The sequence below is a fragment of the Vibrio sp. 1CM2L genome (assembly GCF_023161695.1).
GTDB classification, from domain to species: Bacteria; Pseudomonadota; Gammaproteobacteria; order Enterobacterales; family Vibrionaceae; genus Vibrio; species Vibrio coralliirubri.
The window spans coordinates 202,679-216,908 of sequence record NZ_JALNTT010000006.1; the positions used below are offsets into that span (position 1 = coordinate 202,679).

At 43.4% G+C, this 14,230-nt stretch carries 11 protein-coding genes; 2 read left to right on the forward strand and 9 right to left on the reverse strand.

Translation table 11 applies throughout. From position 1 onward, the window contains the following. Window positions 1-27 precede the first annotated feature (27 nt). From MSG34_RS19115 to MSG34_RS19135, 5 genes are all read right to left on the reverse strand, one after another. Window positions 28-978, reverse strand: coding sequence for a LysR family transcriptional regulator (locus MSG34_RS19115; protein WP_248339066.1), 951 nt, complete (start codon window positions 976-978; stop codon window positions 28-30). 149 nt (window positions 979-1,127) lie between these two features. Then, window positions 1,128-1,754 (reverse strand): LysE family translocator, encoded by a 627-nt coding sequence (locus MSG34_RS19120; protein ID WP_248339069.1) that lies wholly within the window; start codon window positions 1,752-1,754, stop codon window positions 1,128-1,130. Window positions 1,755-1,863: 109 nt separating this feature from the next. Next, window positions 1,864-2,505, reverse strand: coding sequence for a trimeric intracellular cation channel family protein (locus tag MSG34_RS19125; RefSeq protein WP_050648634.1), 642 nt, complete (start codon window positions 2,503-2,505; stop codon window positions 1,864-1,866). Between the two features lie 94 nt (window positions 2,506-2,599). Then, entirely contained in the window at window positions 2,600-4,168 is a 1,569-nt protein-coding gene (locus tag MSG34_RS19130; RefSeq protein WP_248339071.1) for an amidohydrolase family protein, read from the reverse strand. A gap of 318 nt (window positions 4,169-4,486) precedes the next feature. Beyond that, complete coding sequence (locus MSG34_RS19135) at window positions 4,487-5,248, reverse strand: hypothetical protein (RefSeq protein WP_248339073.1); 762 nt, start codon at window positions 5,246-5,248, stop codon at window positions 4,487-4,489. A 290-nt stretch (window positions 5,249-5,538) separates the two neighbouring features. Between MSG34_RS19135 and MSG34_RS19140 the strand changes: the two genes are divergently transcribed. Both MSG34_RS19140 and MSG34_RS19145 read left to right on the forward strand, forming a co-directional pair. After that, window positions 5,539-6,027, forward strand: a complete 489-nt coding sequence (locus MSG34_RS19140; protein ID WP_248339075.1) for a DUF3299 domain-containing protein — start codon at window positions 5,539-5,541, stop codon at window positions 6,025-6,027. A gap of 147 nt (window positions 6,028-6,174) precedes the next feature. After that, complete coding sequence (locus MSG34_RS19145) at window positions 6,175-7,092, forward strand: LysR family transcriptional regulator (RefSeq protein ID WP_048612554.1); 918 nt, start codon at window positions 6,175-6,177, stop codon at window positions 7,090-7,092. A 119-nt stretch (window positions 7,093-7,211) separates the two neighbouring features. Here MSG34_RS19145 and MSG34_RS19150 read toward each other — a convergent pair whose 3' ends face one another. The 4 genes from MSG34_RS19150 to MSG34_RS19165 form a co-directional block, all read right to left on the reverse strand. After that, window positions 7,212-9,278: a carboxylesterase family protein gene (locus MSG34_RS19150; protein WP_248339076.1), complete on the reverse strand. Its 2,067-nt coding sequence runs from the start codon at window positions 9,276-9,278 to the stop codon at window positions 7,212-7,214. Window positions 9,279-9,475: 197 nt separating this feature from the next. Beyond that, window positions 9,476-11,110 carry a hypothetical protein gene (locus MSG34_RS19155; RefSeq protein WP_248339077.1) on the reverse strand — a complete coding sequence of 545 codons (1,635 nt, stop codon included), beginning with the start codon at window positions 11,108-11,110 and terminating at the stop codon, window positions 9,476-9,478. A gap of 286 nt (window positions 11,111-11,396) precedes the next feature. Beyond that, complete coding sequence (locus tag MSG34_RS19160; protein WP_248339078.1) at window positions 11,397-12,584, reverse strand: BamA/TamA family outer membrane protein; 1,188 nt, start codon at window positions 12,582-12,584, stop codon at window positions 11,397-11,399. Window positions 12,585-12,787: 203 nt separating this feature from the next. Continuing rightward, window positions 12,788-13,969 (reverse strand): C45 family peptidase, encoded by a 1,182-nt coding sequence (locus MSG34_RS19165; protein WP_248339079.1) that lies wholly within the window; start codon window positions 13,967-13,969, stop codon window positions 12,788-12,790. Window positions 13,970-14,230 lie beyond the last annotated feature (261 nt).

A 14,230-nucleotide genomic window follows, 5' to 3' on the forward strand; every position in this document is an offset into this window, starting at 1 on the left:
GCTGCGGTGTTAGCAAAGACGTTGAGGTCAGCTTTCACAAACAACGTCTTCAATCACGGACACCCCTAAGTTCTTGAACCATTGATGGGCAGGGCTGGTAACGGTTCTTTTATGCTCAATCAAAAACAGTTCGAACATTAACTCGGGAACATTATCTAGAGAGAATATCGGCACTATCTTGTCGCCTATTCCCTCTAGTTCCGTCAATTTATGGGTCGCAACCAAAATTGTATTCGAACTCTGCATCACTTCCACCAAAGTAAGAAGCTGTCCGCTTTTAAATGCAATATCTCTCTGCATTCCATTCTTAACTAAATAAGTGTCTACAGGGTGTTGCAGCCCGTAATTCGAGCGAATATCGAGCGTGAGGTCGACAAAACGAGATTCGAGGCACTGCTCAAGCGTGACATTTTTAGCTTTCGCTAAAGGGTGATGTTCAGAAACGTAAAATACCGGATAGATCTGCCCAAGACTCACGTATGGGAATTCGATTGGATTGCTCGGGGCTTCGATGTGAATGGTAAAATCCACATCTCGTGACAGCAGTTGGCTAGTAGGCGTTTTTGCAATCGGATATTCGATAAGACTGGCGTTTGGCGCATCGTGCATGAAGCGTTCAGCAAGGGGCACAGAAAGCATCCGACTCATTAATGGCGGTACAGAAACAACAAAGGTTTGAACACATTCAGCAGGATCAAACGCAGATTTCGTTACTAGGCTTCGCATCGCCAATAGCAACTCTTCTAAAGGTGCTTGCAGCTCTAACGCTTTTTGCGTGGGCACTAAGCCATTCGACTCTCGATAAAACAGTGGGTCATCAAACAACTCTCGCAAACGACTTAAGGTACGACTCATCGCAGGCTGAGACAGATACAAGGTATTGGCAGCTCGCGTTACGTTCCTCTCTTTGATTAAAACACTTAACGACACCAATAAGTTTAGATCCAGCCGAGAAAGCTGTTGTTCGATAGTCATCATAAGACATGCATCCGAGTAATATCACTCGTTAAATAATTGCACCATTGTGACTAACAAACAAGTCTCTGTTTAAACGATGTCACTTATGTCCAACTAAAAAGGCGAACCCATCGGTTCGCCTTTCTGCTTACGGAATCTGGTTTATCGATTTATCGATTTATCGCCAAATATGAGCCAGCAGCAATCATTATTCCACCAGCACTTTGGTTTAACCTTTTATGTGCGCGTGGCGTTTTCAACAAACCTGCCATTCTGCCCGCGCCTACAGCGATAAGCATTAAACCGGACATTAAAGCAACAGATGCTAAAGCAGAAACCAAGACGATATCTTGTGAGCGCAGAACAGTCAGATCAATGAAAGTCGGCAAGAACGAAATATAAAACAGAATCACTTTAGGGTTTGATGCTGAAATCAAAAAGCCTTGCGCGAAACTCGCGAGTTCGGATTTCTGACTCTGTTTGGCCGCAAGTTCCGCAGAACCTTGCACTTCAGGCAGCCTCTTAAACATCTTGTAGCCCAAGTAAATCAAATAAGCTGCACCAACGTAGCGAATCACCTCAAACGCAATCGACCAATTCTCGGCAATCGTTGCTAGACCAAAACAGGCAAGCGCAAGGTAGATAAGATCACTGCATATCATACCTAACGAAAGCGTGACGCACTTTCGCCATCCTTGAACCATAGCACGAGCTAAAATGGCAAATACGCCAGGCCCCGGAGTAATACCAAATATAAACATGGCAATAAAGAATGTAATCGCACTTTCTAATGACATTGGACTGTCCTTTTCTATAACCCAACATAATTGATCATGAACGTATCATGCTGTCTTGAGTCGAGTAAAGAAAACGATCAATGCCAGTGAAATAAAACGGAAACTGGTTTTAAACTGGATTCAATGTCGCCCACTTTGGAACAGCAAGTTGTTTACTAATCGACAGGTGGCGTATGTAAATCACAAGAGCAATAGAAACAATCGCACTCACATCGGTATATTGTGGAAGCAACGCCAGTGTAGTCGCATGTAATGTACAGCCTAATGCAACAGGGATTGCGTAAAGCTCTTTTGATAACAGTAGCGTCGGACGTTGAATCAAAACGTCCCTTATAACCCCTCCTCCCACGGCCGTAATAATACCCAACATGATTGGACCTAGCGGTAGCCCGAAACCTAAGCTCCATGCTTTTTCAGTCCCTTGAATCGCAAACATGGCGATAGCAATCGCATCGACATAAAGGTTGATCGTATGAAACCAACGCTTCTTCAAAAACGAAACACAGATAAAGCCGATTAAGCTACTCACAACCGCAATCCAGACATAATACAGTTCCTCTGACCAAAACACGGTCACATCGAGCAATACATCACGTGTGCTGCCTCCCCCTACTGCTGTGATTACACCCAATACCACCACAGTAAAAATATCCGTCTTTTTTTCACTCGCTGCCAATACCGCAGAGAACGCGAAAGCAGCAGTACCAAGGACAGAGATAGTATTTATGAGTTCCGTAGTTGTTACGAACATTTGATGACCCTTTAGATGCTAATTTGGTGATAAAAAAACAGACGTGAAACCGAAGTTGCCGCGTCTGCTTTTATTAACGTTTGTTTAGGTAGCTTTATTTGGTAACGCTATTACGCACCGCTTTACCCGGGTAAACATTTGGCAGCACTTTAGAGTCTTCTACGACTACTGTTCCGTTAACCACAACATATGGGATACCTGTTGAAGGCAAACCTGGTTCTTTAAGTGTCGAGTTGTCCGTTACCGTTTCAGGATCAAACATCGTGATGTCAGCATCAGCGCCCACTTGAATACGACCCTTTTGGCTCATTTGGTTAATACCATTGTCTTGCAAGAACTTAGCTGGCATGTAAGACATTTTAGAAACCGCAGACATCAATGGCATCAGGTTGTCTTCACGAACCATTTTCAATACTCGAGCTTGAGTACCAGCGGCTCTTGGGTGTCCTTGTAGACCTTCATAAGACGTATTCCAGCTGTAAGCCATCATTCCATCCTCTTTCATCAGTGGGAAAGCATCACTACCAACGATTGTTGACTCATGAGCGAGCGCGTTTTTAAGGTCTTGATCCGTTGCACCGTAGAACATAACACTCGCTTGAGGGTTCTCTTTTAGCAACTGCTCGTATCGCTCTTTGGTTAGAGGTTTCATTGTTTCTGTTTCAATAATGTCTGAGTAATCTCGTGCCATATTGCGCTGGTAGTTTTCTGGCTCTAGGTAGTCCGCCGCTGCAATGGTTGCACCATAGTTATATGGGTAGATCTCTGCTGCAACGTTCATGCCTTTGGCTTTTGCATCGTCCAGCATCTTAAGTGCGACTGGTGTTTCATTGAGAGTTTGCTGGTGCATGTGCTGAACCAACAAACCACCACCATAAATACCCACTCCAGATAGCATCTCTTCAATACCAATTAAGCCCGATGTTGGTGGAAGTTGGCTTGAGAATCGGCCGTGCAAAAACGTTGGAACACCGTATTCACCCGCAAGTCTCTGCCACTCTTTAGTTTCGATGGTCGTTGCCGCTTTAGACATGTAACCTACTGGAACACCGATACCTAAACCGCCATCTTTGAGCTCCTTGTCGACCATTTCAGAAATCGTCTCTATCTGCTCTCTTGATGCAATCTTAGTCATTGAATCACCAGAAATCTTCGACGCTTTTGCCTCTTCGGTATCAAAAATATCGTTAATCATTGTACCCGTGCGTGTGTGGTAATCGTCGTTAAAGACTTTGGTACGAATACCCGCAGATGACACGCTCGCACCAAAGTTCGTTTGTGAACGGCCTTCCAATCGTTGATACCAATCACTCACTGGATAAGCGCCAACTTCTAGAGCCAATGGCGTCGTAACACCACTACGTAGTTGTAGCTTTTGCATGACTGGAATCGCAACAACGTGTGAGTGAGTATCAATAAAGCCAGGTGCAACAACTAGCCCTTCAGCATCAATCATTTTATCGCCTTCGATAGCATCGCCAGTGATAGCGACGATCTTTCCATCTTCAACTGCGACATTGGCAACTTGGTCATAGCCCGTTTCAGGGTCCATAACTCGACCATTCATGATAACGAGATCGTAAGCGAAGACACTTGGTGACATTGCCACCAGCATTGCTAGGGCCGTACGTCTGATTTGAGTAGCTTTGATTTGCTTGTTCATAATGTTGACTCCAAAGGTAAATAAGTAAATTAAGTCAGCGTTGTCCGCCTCTTTGATTTGCATTATTGATGAACTTTGTCAGTCTGATAAATCACATAGGACGGACTCAACACATCCAAATTTCATCAAGTAGAGTAAGTTATTGATATTGTTAAGAACCCACATCTAAACACGGCTTACTTTGATGATAGTATTTTTGAAATTATTTAATTTTCTTAAATTCGTGTGAAAGTTAGCGGGTTAAGCGACTCAATTAGTCACGCCACAAACGAAAAAAGGCAGCGCTATTAGCGCTGCCTTCCGGTTATACATCAAAAGTTAGAAATAGAATTTGTAGTTAGCCCAAACAACCGTATCGTCGATATCAATAGAACGAGTTTGGGACTGCATATAACCAGTGGTGTTATCGACTCTTAACTGCCCCCATCGAGTTTTATCGTTAGAGAAAGGCGTCGCAATCATTAATGTTGATTTAAGCATCGACGTTTCAATATCACCATTTAAATAATTGTACTCTGGCCATGCGCCGATGTAGGTACCATCTTCACCCAACTGATACATCATATAGAAAGCGGCTGATCCGCCGATCGCTTCTTTCTTGTCAGCATCAAACGACAACACTGACGCATCAGAATATTCACCTGCCAATACGCCTAAGCGCGGGAATAGCTGGAGTCCTTTCACCCCTGTATCAATCGCTGCAACTCCGCCCAATGACGCAGAAGTAAACATCGAGTTATCAATAACGTCGAGCGATAGCGCAGCTCTTGGAACAATTTTGTTCTCTGTTGAAAAAACATGGAAATATTGAACTCGACTGTCAGAATATTTCCCCTGTTGAGTCATCGTTCCTTCGACGGTGAGCATGCCTGTCTGCCCATTATCAAAATGAAAGTCTCCAGATATTGAGCCCTTTACATCGCCTTGGTTACTCATACCAAAATACGCTGAAGTGCTCGTTTCCGTTAAGTCTGACGGGTTCGGCTCAGACTCTGCAGCGAATAGAGGCGCTGCTGCTAATAAAGGAGTTGTCGCTGCAATTGAAAGAATAGATAGTGAAAGTGTTTTGCGGTTAATCATCATATATACCTGTGTAAGTTAAGTTATCACCCTCCTATGAATGAGCGAACTGTTCGCCCTCGTTTCCGTACACCGATATTATTGAATGGAACTGATCTATCTAAAACTCCACTTGGACGGATGTAACACGTCCAATTAATAAATTCAGTTGCTCTGTTGATATCTCCTAATCCCCTCGATAAACAACCACAATAAGGACGAGTTTGATCCATCATTGATGATTCGTTTGATGATCCATACCACTTTAATATCGTCTGCATCCCCAACAGCAAAGATATTAAAGAGGCAACATGAAAAAGCTAACAACAACACTTGGACTATCAGTCGCACTTTTTAGTGCGTTCTCCGTTCACGCAGGCACCCAGGAAATAGAGTGGATTGATCTTGTGCCAGCGCAAGAACAAGCCATGATCAGAGAAGCGACACAGCCTTTCCTCGCCGAACATTCTTGGGATATGCCAGAACAAAATAAGTTAGGCTCAGTAAGAAAAGAGCTTGATGGGCAACGCGTTAAGATTCCGGGATTCATCATTCCTCTTGAAGGTGATGATGAGATCGCTACTGAGTTTTTGTTGGTTCCTTATTACGGTGCCTGCATACACGTACCGCCACCACCGACCAATCAAATCATCTATGTAAACTCTCCTAAAGATGTGAGCGCACAAGGGTTATGGGATACGGTGTATTTGACGGGAACCCTGAGAACGAAAGATACCTCGACAGACGTTGCCGATACGGGTTATCAAATGATTGATATCGAAATCGCACCCTATCAATAACAAACTCCTGTACCGCTGCGCTCCAACCTCCCCCCAAATAACTATTCTGCCCAACTACGACGCACATCATAGTTGGGCATATGAATTACCTAATCCTACGAATATCTGATACGTTATACTTAATGGACTAACAATTGAGTACAACGTATGAATTTTAGTATTGAACAGTTACTCGCCTTTGTGACCGTTTACGAAGAGCGTTCATTCAGCAAGGCTGCAGCCCGATTAAACAAACACCGTACAACCACTGGCCAAGTCATCAATAACCTTGAAGACGTGCTAGCTGTTGAGCTATTTGAGCGTATAGGTCGCACAGTAGAACCGACCGAAGATGGTAAGCTTCTTTATCACTACGCTAAGTCTGCGATAGAGCAATCTCGTATCTTCGATAATATCGCGCTAAGCCTCTCTTACGGTGGACTGGAAAGCATCAATTTTGCCTATCCAAGTATGACTCCACATCGCCTGCTCTCTTCCATACGAGCCCAACTCGACCAAGACTTTCCAAACATGAAGGTTAACTTTCTGGTGAGAACAAAGAGCCAGATTGAACAAGGCTTAGCAAGTGGTGATATTCACTTTGGCTTGGTGATGATCGACAAAGGCAAAGGTATGTACAGTAAGGACTCGACCTTTATTGGCCATATCGAGTTTTTGCCGTTTGTGAAAAAAGGAGGCAAACTCTCCCAGCTTTCGCCAACAGAAGCATTAACCGCTTTACGCAGCACACGTCAGTTCGTTTTGAGTGCGTTTAAAGATGAAGGCCTCAAAGAGAAGCTCTTAGTATCAGCGATACACGAAGAAGTTGATCAACTTGCCTTGGTTATAAAGTTGGTTCAAGACGAGCTCGGTTGGGCGTGGCTACCGAAGGTGTTGTCAGAATCACCCTATGTAACTGAAAGCTTGGAAACACTGGAGTTAGACCAACTGAAGATGGGAATGAAATTCTCGTTTGCGCTATGGAATCCACATTCAAAACAGATCATGGAAGTGAAAAAGTCGATCATGACAGCGACAGATGCCTACGTTGAACGCTTTATTGCACTGCAGAACCCGTTGAATTAGAAGCGCTAAAGTAAGCATGGCATTGGTGCATACTTGCTTATGATACAAACAAAAAAAGTGATCCTAATGGATCACTTTTTTTGTTGGTTAGTTGGTTAGTTGGTTAGTTGGTTAGTTGGTTAAAGATAATTGGCGATGAGATTAAGGTCTTCTAGGCCATTTAATCGTCCATTTCGCAATACCGGGTCGACACCTTGCTGGAAGTAATTATCCCAGTCTAATTCTAGGTGGATACTGCCTTCATTATCTATCGACATAACACTGTCGGTCGCTTCACTATATTGGTAATCACTAAACAGCGCATCACTGAACCAAATTCGTGACAACTTGTTCATCAGTGCTTTGTCTTTCTTCGACGGCGATGCTTCTTCACCATCCAATTTAAACGGCTTGTTGAACACAAATGGCAGCTCTGAACCATTACACGCTCCACTAATACAAGAGACGGTTTTTAATGCATCTGAAATATCGACGCTTCGCTCTTCGCCCTTGGTATTGTAAGCCCAAACATTGAAGCTCGGTTTGTAGTCAAACTGGTAAAACGTGACGGGTTGTTGCGACTGCTTTGCTTTAATACGTGATGGGCCACTAAAGAGCATGTCGTTCATCATCATTTTGAACTGCCCCATATTTCGCATTGCATTATCGAGCTCACTTTCGTCATTTGGATAAAAGTCGGTAAGCGACAGTAGCTCGCTTGTACTGTTTCGATTTTCAAGTCCAAAATACAATTGACTCACCGCTTCGTAAGCCGATTTAGGCAACACGGCAAGCAGATCTTCCAGTTCAAGTTGTATGGTGGCTTCGCCATCTGCCGATGCAAATAGCGAATCAATATCTGTTGATGCCTCATCACTTTGCACCCAGTTTTGAATCGCATTAATCCAGTCTTGAGAGGTGGCGTTATCACTTTGCAGCTCTGGTGATTGTTCCAACACCAAATCGAGTATTTTAGGAATAAGAAACGTCAGAGTTGGCAACATACTCATCGTGTTCGAGTCTTTTGCATTAATGCCGATTACCGTTGGAACGATAAAATCGGACTGATACGGTTGTACTGCATTTTGACTGCACGCCCCGAGTAGAGATGTCTTTTCACACGCCAAATAAGGTGAGAAAGGCATTAAAGTCCCCATGGGTGTATGGTCTGCCTTGCCTAATGATATTGGTGAATATTCATTTACTAATGGCAGAATACTTTTAAGTAGCCAATCTTTGATACGCGTTGTCGGTGACAATAGTGACTCTTGAGTGAGCAATACTTCTTCCAAAGATGCGTCAACAAGATCTAGCTCGTCGTCTTGGCTCTTCGCAACATCGTAGCTTCGGTATTCAAAGCCATACGGATTACTTTGCATGATACTACGTTGAAAATAGTCATTAGCCTGCCCTTCTTTCTCAGCTTGCTGCTGCAATATCGATACAGACATCGCGCCTGATCCTTGCCCCATCAACGTGACATTCTGAGCGTCTCCACCAAATGCTTCTATGTGTTGGTTTACCCACTCTAGCGCTGTTTGTTGGTCACCAATGCCGTAGTTGCCACTGTTGTTTTCGCCCTTAACCCAATGACTCCCCAATACGCCCAATCGGTAATTGAATGTAATGAAAATAAACGGGTTAGTCTCTGCCGATCCTTGAGCCACAATCGTGTCTCCATGAATAAGCTTGGCAGACCCCGAGCCGTACTCAAAGTCTCCACCGTGTATAAACAGATAGACAGGTAAACCATCCCCGCTTTGTGTTCCCTCTGGGCGCCATAGGTTCAAGTTGAGACAATCTTCAGACTGCGATTGAGCTGTTGCCTTTAACTGTGGGCACGCGTTACCAAACTCGGTTGCATCAATCGTGTTCTCTAAATAAGTCAGTTCACTATAGGCAAAGCGATTTGCATGGCCAAATTGAACGCCTTTAAAAGCTTCAATATCAACCAAGCTCTCTTCGCCTTGAGTGTCTTGAATCAAAACGGATTCTTGCAATGCCTTTAGCGTCGCGTTGCCAACATTCGCGGTGATTATTTTCGCAGGCAGCGGCATCAGTTGTGGTTGCTCTGGCGTGGTTCCTGAGTCTGAACTTTTGTCTGAACCACACCCGATAAGAAGTGAGGTAATGCCGAGAGTAAGTAACGTTTTATTATTTAAATGAGAACGCTGATTTCGCTTAACAGTTGGAAATTTAAAAGTCATGGTTGAGCCTGCATTTGGTTATGTTTATTGCTTCACAATGCGAACTCCCTGCGCGTTATACTTTCCATTGATTCGTTGTTTATTCTGTATTCAGTTATCAGTGTTGGGTTAATGAAGCGAGTTTATGTCATAAAAACACATCCAGTTAATCTCCTATGACGGATGAAACCCTCTCCACAAACACTCACATCTCATGCTTAAAATCGATAGCCAAAATTGACCGTCATCGAATCTCGCGTTTCACCTTTGTTATAAAGAAAGGTCAAATTGTAGTTCTTACCTAATTGTTTATTCACACCCACCAAATACGCCCACTGAGATAAGCTCACACCAATGTCATAATCAAATTCCAAGTCACCCGCAACCACATGCCCTGCCATTCTTGAATCCAAACCTTGGTACTCAGCACCAACAAATAGTTGAGTACGATAATCAACAAGTTGATAGCCAAGCATTGGCTGAACAGTCACAATGCCATCTCCCCAATTGTCAGTGTCTTTTAAACGCGTTTTTGTATAACTGCCCGATACAGAAGCAAAAAATTCTTTATAACCCACAGACAAAGTTGTCCCTAAGCCCACGATGTCATACTCCAAACTCAACGGAATTTTCACACGACCCGTTTGGCAAAGTGCCGACAACTCACTACAAAATGCATCCCCAAGGTGTGGTAGTTTGTTGTTTAATTTATCTCGGAGAAACTCACCCGCCTCACCAGTGTATTCCGCATCAACTTGAGCATCGACGTTGATTTTTCCAACCAAACCATAAACATTCCAAAACGGTAATATATTGAGATCAGCTCTAAGCGTTAAACTTTCAGCATTAACAGCTCCGATACTAGCGTAAGGGTCGAAAAGATCATTCAAGCCCACACCTTGAATCACGAAATCAGTGAATGGGATGTCCATGTTCTGGTTCCTGTACGCGACAGACACACCAAAAGGCAATGGCAAATCGATTCCTTGGCGGCGAACCATATCGCCCATCAAAGGAAACACTCGGTCTAGCACAACACTCTCTTCTCTCATTCGCGGATCCGATACTTGCTCAAGCATTTTGTGGTCTAGGACTGTCACCTCATTTTGCTCATCATAAATAGCAATTGGCCGAATCATCGTGTTCATACGCACTGGCTTATCGCGCTTCATACCTTCAACTTCGATGTGCTTACTGTCGATAATAAGCTTTCCTGAATCGAGTCTTTTAAAATCAAGTCGTTGTAAGTAACTCTCTATTTGGTATCCATTGAATTTAAACGGCTGATCGTTATAGATACTCATCGTCTGTGGCTGCCCATTAACGAGTTCGACTTTCACGCTTAAATGACGGAAGTACGAAATATCCTGGGGTAATGCATACTTTGAGTACTCAAAGAAGATATCGACACGACCATTACCATGATCCTTAGCTTTAACTGAATACGGGTCGTAGCTCTCAGCGTAATGCCTCAGTCGATATTCGGTTCTGACAAATGCTTCAATTTCATCGATGACTTGCTCTTGTTCATCAAGGTCATCGGGATTGTATTTAATTCGCAGATCAATGTTGCCTTTGGTATCGGTGTTCTTTACTAAGAAGACTTTTGATTCACGAACGTTGTCTCCAATTACAATTTTGCGAGTCGCATATTCAACCAAGTGTTCGCCTTGCATGAGAGAACTCATGGCCAACTTAGGAATGTCTTCACTGAGCGAATAACGTTTGAAAATCTCTTTACCAGGATGATCAGCTTTCGATTCAGCTGATAGCGCTGAAAACGAAGCCCACCAATAAAGCGGGGTTGCGAACAAAACGAGGGTTCTAAAGCTGAACAGATTAAATATTTTCATTATTTGAGTGCCAAATACTTCCACCAAATACCTAAAGCCATAGATAAGGCAGATTAAATTTAATGAGTGAACCCTCCTGTTCACCAAATCATAACGACCATCAAACCTTCGATATCAGAATGAAGCTTCTTTGGTATGGCTACATTTTACGGTCTATTTCCCCATCCCTTGAATCATGTATGATGGACCAAACCCATCACTAAAAATGGACTCTGCCGTTAATAACCGTTATTAGCCGTTAGTAAAAAGAGTCTTAGACTTAGACTTAGACTGGTATTTTGAATATTTAAAAACCACTCCCTAAGCTAATATAGAAAGCGTTTTCGTCGTCGCTTCGAGCCAAGTCCATACCAATTCGTAACCCATATCGGCGAGCTATCTGATATCTAAACCCGACTCCATAAGCTCCTACTGTTTGGTCTTGGCTAAGTTCTGCTTCTTCTTTCGCCTGACCGTATCCATAAAACCCAGACACATTCCAACGATCATCAATGTCGAAAACAACTTGAGATTGGAGAGTGGTAATCTCATCCCCTTGATATCGATAGGAAGACACGCCTCTCAATTGGATATACGGTTGAGTGGTTGGCGAAAGAAACAACTCATCTGATTGAAAGTTTTGATAATTGGCCGCAAAAGCCAGCGTCCATTGTGTTGCCAATGGGACATAGACTTCCCCTTCGACATCTAACTTTCGGTATGCTTGATCACTGCCTAATTTTTCATCGTAAACCATGTAATCAGCTGAAAATTGATAGCCACTGGTTGGGTAAAATAAGTTATTGCGAGTATCGTAATCCGCAGTCAATCCTAAACCCGAAGTCACAATGGTTTGACCTAAGGTGTACTCCATCAACTTATCAACGATCTGACTGTCAGAAGTTATCTCGGTATAAGAAACGAACTGTTTAACGCCCAACATGAGAGGCGTATCTGACACTCGAAATTGGAATCCTTGCTGCAAAACAACACCGCGAGTCTCAGTTGAAAACTCTAACGGTTGGATGTCCGTAGTTTTTTCATTCGGGAGCTCTAATGACAAATCTTTATAGATACTAAGATTCATTTGCCCAGCCCCAACACCACCCGAGTAACGAATGGTGTCGTTCAACCATGTGTGTCGATGCCCGACAAAGGCAAACCACGATCCGTTTTCTGTACCCGCTGCGCCCAATACTGTTATCGCACCAGGAACAAGCTGTGCGCCTCCATCGATAGCATTGAGTGCCGCTTGTTTTCTTTGCTGTTTCTGCTCGTCAGTTTCATGCATGAATACGCCGACAAGCCCCCCGCCATAACCAACGGCAGGTTCGGTAATCAAAACCGGTACAGGCAAGAAACCCACGGCGTTTTCTGCTATGTGGTGACCCATATCGAATTGGTCGTCCACAGCATCGAAAAATGAGCCATAAGAAACGGAAGAAAAAAGAGCGCCGATTAGCGAGACAGAATGAAACAAGTTAGATTTAATCATTTTTGCACTTTGGTTTAATGGCAGAGTTTACGCCTGCTGGTTAAGCTTCCATGCAATGATCGAATTCGTCTATTAAAGTCCGACGAGGAGTTTGATAAGCGATTGATGACGTTTTATCGAGGCGGTTTACGAGGTGAGCCTACAAAAAGAGGAAGGCTATGTGCTTATACAAACACATTAGCCCTACTCACTGAGTGGTAACGTTACTTGTTGTTAAACAAAGACTTCACATCAATATGAGCCCAGTTGGTATCGCTACCAAGCGCAGGAAGTTTCACCCACATTTGCAGCTCATTTAAGTCAGCTACGACTTGGTAGTTAGTTAGATCCACATCTTGATTAGTTGGCTTAGTCACACCACCATTTTCTTTGAAGCTGCCATCTTTGTTATACAGTGGTAAGTCAAATATGTTACGCATTGCCTCAGCATCAATGTGACCGCACAGGTCATCATGGCGTGCATTTAAGTTATCAAAACGTTTTAGTGAAAAGCTTTGAGTTTCACGGATACCCAAACCCCAATCTGGGTTTAAGAACGTATTAACCGTCGCAAACGAGCTAGCGTCTTTATCGCTGACGCGTTTTCTGTTTTCTTGGATTGTGTTCTCGTAAGCACAAGCCTGACCGCTTTTATCCGCTAACATCCAGATTGAAGCAATATCAGTACGTGACGCTTGGAAGCGTGAGCTAAGAGCTTCGATCGAATCAGATTCCGCCATGTAATCGACGACTGAGTTTAAGAAAGATGGCTTCTCAACCGATACAATATTACCGCCCATTGATGTACCGTCATGCAGATCGGTATACACCCCCTTGTCGTTAAAACCAGTAACCATCCACTGCCAACCTGGCCAGCTCACATTCACTAATGCGTTTGAACCATCTGTTGGGTTATAAACCGTTGTATAGATTGGGAAGTCTAGGAACAGATCACTCCAGTCCATATTACGACCAACAACCGAATGACCATCGACCGTGCTTTCGCCCCAAGTCGCTAACGAAGAACAGCCAGAGAATGAGTGAAGCTTTCCAAGGTAAATCGCCATTGGACCACTTTGATCTAGCACGATGACTTTTTCCAGCGGCCAGCCTAGACCATCTGCTACACCTTGGAAGTATTGCTTACGACGTAAAGAAAGTGCTGCGAAAACGCGAGTGCCAAACAATTCATATGCTTCTTTTTGGCTGATTAGCCCTTTATCAAATTCAGGCTGAACAATAACGTCGTACATCGCTTGCATGTGCTCTTTTGACAAGTTTCCGTACTGCTTGCCCATTTCATACCAGCTGCCGTTAAGCTGCAGGACGTAAAGCATTTCCTCGCCAGTTTCAAACATTGTGCCGTTTTCGAATTGTGCTTTAGTAGTAAGTGTTGAAGTGTTCATAATGACCTCTATTTATCTAAGTAAGTTGGTTTGTTTCTTTAAGATGGGGTCATTATATGGACGATTTTTAAATACCAACAATTCGATATGACGGACGAAACTCATCCAAACGTAAATAAGTACGAGCGCATGAGATCAGAGAACATGGTTACAGCGAAGACGAGTTGGAACTCAAGAAGCAAGTTAGATAAGAAGAGAGATAGAGAAAGGATATAGCTAAGCGTTTAGCCAATACATAACAGGGCATGTCATGCACAAAAT